Consider the following 2,650-nt stretch of genomic DNA (forward strand, 5'->3'; position numbering starts at 1 on the left):
TCACTGGCCGCATTTGATCTGAGACACGAGGTGCAGCCGGAGGGCACGAGCAGCATCTGGCTCTCACTTCAGCCTTCTAGGAAATGACCCAACGCCTGAGCGGGCGTACTCTGTGATAAACGATCTTCAAGATCGCCAACATCGGATTTGCACAATCATGCCCAACCTACTTTGCCCTTTGAGGTTTGATCGCAAAACACCTCCAACTTCGGACTTGCTCATCATCTCAGTCTTCAAATTTCGAGGCAGATCAACGAAACTGATTCGGAGCAGGTTCCTTCAATGGAGAACGTTGATTCAAGTCAATGACGCGATGATCTGATCTGATAGCTGTATCTCTTTGAATATGGCATTCTGATGTGAGGAGTTCGGTGTGTGGGAACACTGACGGATTTGGACAACGAAGCGAGTGCGAAGGTCGTTCACGGCCCGCCGCATCTGAAGCCTTGTGATAGTTGCTTCTTGTTGCAAGAGGTGTATCACCGCATCGCCAACCATTTTACGTTGCTGAACAGCTTCGTTCGACTGCAAATTGCTGATCTCTCTCGCCAGGAGCATGAGCCGAACCGGAGCCAGATTCTACTGTTGCTCGAAAGCATCGGCGTTCAGATTAATACAATCGCGCGAGTAAATCGCACTCTCGCCGTCACTGAAACAAGCGCCGCCATCGACGTCGGCGCTTACCTCCATGAATGCATCACGCCCTTTAAAACGGGACTTTACGGCACGGTCACCGTCTCGGAAGATTTCGAGCCAGGATGCTTCTTGCAGCCCGAGCAGATGTTGGCCATCGGCCAGATTGTCACCGAGGTTGTCACTAATTCGATCAAATACGGTCACGCAGTGGAACCTATGATCGCCGTCCACTGCTTGAAGTCTGTCGATGGAGCCCTGCTGGTCGAAGTGAGTGACAACGGGCCTGGATTGCCCGCGGGCTTCGACCCCATGACCAGCGGCGGACTGGGATTTCGTTTGCTCCGCGCGCTGAGCCACAGTTTGGGCGCGCGCACCAAATTCGAATCGACGAAACCACACGGGCTGCATTTCCAGCTCTCGGTTCCGGCAATTATGCCGCCCGGAGACCTCCCAATACGAGCCGCAATAATGTCATCTCAATGAGCAACAAATCGCCAAGCGCAATACGAAACAGCGCATCGCCCCAAATTTGAGTAGTTTAGACATGAGTAGTACTGCTGACAGAATCGAAGATACTGGGCCACAGCCGCAATCGTTCAACATTGAACGCGCGACGACGCAAAATACAAATTACCGTTCAGTCGCCTGGAGCGGGCGCTACCTGCAAGTGACGCTGATGTCGATCCCGGTTGGCGGCGACATTGGCCTTGAAGCGCATCCCGAGACCGATCAGTTCCTGCGCCTCGAGGCTGGCACCGGCCGAGTACAAATGGGCGCCGCGAAGGACAACCTGGCTTTTCAAAAGGAAGTCTCAGACGGCTGGTGCATCCTCGTTCCGGCAGGGATGTGGCACAACATAACAAATATCGGTGCAACGCCGATGCAGGTCTATGCGATCTACGCACCAGCCCATCACGCGCCCGGCAAGGTACAGGCGACGGCGGCAGCCGCCACCGCCGACAAGGACGACGAGCCGGCGGCCTGGTCAGTGCAGCCAAAGCATGTACCCGACAAGCACGGGTGATCCAATTGTCTGCGAGAACGGGAGCATGTCGGAACCGAGCGCTTGGAGAAATTGGATCATCTCTTGGAAAATGCCGGCTACACGATCCAGACGGTCATGCGGCGGCGCGCCAACCGACATCGCCTGCACCACGTGCCAGACGACGCCAAACGACTTCAGCCAGTTCACCTGCGTCAACTGTCACGAGCTTCAGGAGCCGATCTGACCCGCAAGCACCCGGAAGAAGGCATTCGTAACATCGAGAATTCCAAGGCGTGTCATCGCGACGCTCTTGCCGAGGGCGGCGAAGGTGGTGAAAGGGGTAACGAGTACGATGATGACTGATAATCAGCATTTGTTGGCGAGCGTAATCTGGTTCTCGATGAGGGTCTGCCGGACTTTTTCGATGAGGCGGGCACGGCTGGACTTGAATGCCGGACCGGCTGAATCCCCGGGACTCGCACTGAGTCGACCCTATGACGTTTGATCGCCTAAACATCGCACTGCTGGCGGTCGCCCTGCTTGGCCTGGTGTCCGGGCTAGCCCTGTTGCTTGCCGGGCAACCGGACCTCTCGACCCTGGCCTGGACAGCCGGTGTGCTGCCCGTCCTTGCCGCCCTTGTCGTCGATATCCTTCGCAGCCTTTGGAAGGGCGAAGTCGGGCTCGACATCGTGGCGGCTTTGTCGATGTCGTCGGCCCTGTTGTTCGGCGAAACGCTGGCGGCGGCGGTCGTCGCGCTGATGTATTCGGGCGGCACGTTCCTTGAAAGTTTTGCCGAAGGCCGCGCCCGGCGCGAGATGAGCGACCTGCTGTCCCGCGTGCCCCGGACGGCGACACGCCACCAGGGCGTCGCGCTGGAAGAGGTGCGGCTGGATGCCATCGCACGGGGCGATCTGCTGCTGATCCACCAAGGCGAAGTGGCACCCGTCGACGGCACGGTGGAAAGCGACCGCGCGATCCTGGACCTGTCGGCATTGACCGGCGAGTCGTTGCGCCTGCGGCCGATGCGCG

The 2,650-nt window shown here is 57.8% G+C and carries 3 protein-coding genes and 1 pseudogene; all 4 read left to right on the forward strand.

From position 1 onward, the window contains the following. Positions 1-375: 375 nt before the first annotated feature. Positions 376-1,119 (forward strand): sensor histidine kinase, encoded by a 744-nt coding sequence (locus RMO18_RS08620; RefSeq protein WP_309665260.1) that lies wholly within the window; start codon positions 376-378, stop codon positions 1,117-1,119. 46 nt (positions 1,120-1,165) lie between these two features. Then, positions 1,166-1,660 carry a cupin domain-containing protein gene (locus RMO18_RS08625; protein ID WP_309665262.1) on the forward strand — a complete coding sequence of 165 codons (495 nt, stop codon included), beginning with the start codon at positions 1,166-1,168 and terminating at the stop codon, positions 1,658-1,660. 42 nt (positions 1,661-1,702) lie between these two features. Then, positions 1,703-1,984, forward strand: a complete 282-nt coding sequence (locus tag RMO18_RS08630) for a hypothetical protein (protein WP_309665263.1) — start codon at positions 1,703-1,705, stop codon at positions 1,982-1,984. Positions 1,985-2,115: 131 nt separating this feature from the next. Continuing rightward, positions 2,116-2,650, forward strand: a pseudogene (locus RMO18_RS08635) (heavy metal translocating P-type ATPase); the annotation flags it as partial.

Origin of the sequence: Tabrizicola sp., assembly GCF_031377265.1 — a bacterium.
In the GTDB taxonomy this organism is placed as follows: domain Bacteria; phylum Pseudomonadota; class Alphaproteobacteria; order Rhodobacterales; family Rhodobacteraceae; genus JAUYQR01.